The following is a 930-nucleotide window of genomic DNA, read 5'->3' on the forward strand; positions in this document are numbered from 1 at the left end:
TGGACCGCCCAAGGTTTCATAGACACTCATCGGCCGCTTTGCGCGTAGCGCCTTTCGAACTCTACCGGTGAGACGTCGCCGGCGGAACCATGGCGACGCACCGGGTTGTAGAACATCTCGATGTAGTCGAACACGTCCGAGGTTGCGGCGGCCCGGGTCGGATAGATTCTCCGCTTGATCCGCTCCTTCTTCAGGACGCTGAAGAAGCTCTCGGCCACCGCGTTGTCGTGGCAGTTGCCGCGACGGCTCATGCTCGGAACCATCCGATGCGCCTTCAGGAACGACTGCCAGTCGCTGCTAGTGAACTGGCTGCCCTGGTCGGAGTGCACCATGACGCCCGCCCCCGGCTTGCGTCGCCACGCCGCTGCCACGAGGGCCTGCAGCACCAGGTCGCTGGTCATCGTCGGCGCCGTCGCCCAACCGACGATCTGCCGCGAGTACAGGTCCATCACCGCCGCCAGGTACAGCCAGCCCTCATAGGTCCGGATGTAGGTGATGTCGGTGACCCAGACCTTATTCGGCGCATCGGGCGCAAACTCGCGGTTCAGCACGTTGTCGACCACACCGACCGGGCCACCGCGATGGCGGGGCTTGCTCCCGTAGCCGACCTGCGCGCGCAGGCCTTCGGCCTTCATCAGCCGCTGCACGCGGTGGCGGCTGCAGGTCTCGCCCGCTTCGCGCAGGTCCAGCGTGATCTTGCGGTGGCCGTACACGCCTCCGCTGGCCAGCCAGGAGTGCTTGATCAACCCAAGCAACCGTTGATCCTCGCGCTCACGCAGGCTGGCCGATTGCCGAACCCAGGCGTAGTAGCCGCTCCGGTGCACGCCGAGCACCCGGCACATCGCGACCAGTCGGAACTCGCCGATGTGCGCGCGCATGAACGCGTACTTCGCCCTTACCCCCTGGCAAAGTACGCGGCGGCTTTTTTTA

The 930-nt window shown here is 65.5% G+C and carries 1 protein-coding gene; it reads right to left on the minus strand.

The genetic code is table 11. From position 1 onward, the window contains the following. Window positions 1-26: 26 nt before the first annotated feature. Window positions 27-930 (minus strand): IS3 family transposase (locus FQY83_RS17515; protein ID WP_146389527.1); only part of this gene is annotated, 904 nt, incomplete at its 5' end.

Source organism: Luteimonas marina (assembly GCF_007859325.1).
GTDB classification, from domain to species: domain Bacteria; phylum Pseudomonadota; class Gammaproteobacteria; order Xanthomonadales; family Xanthomonadaceae; genus Luteimonas; species Luteimonas marina.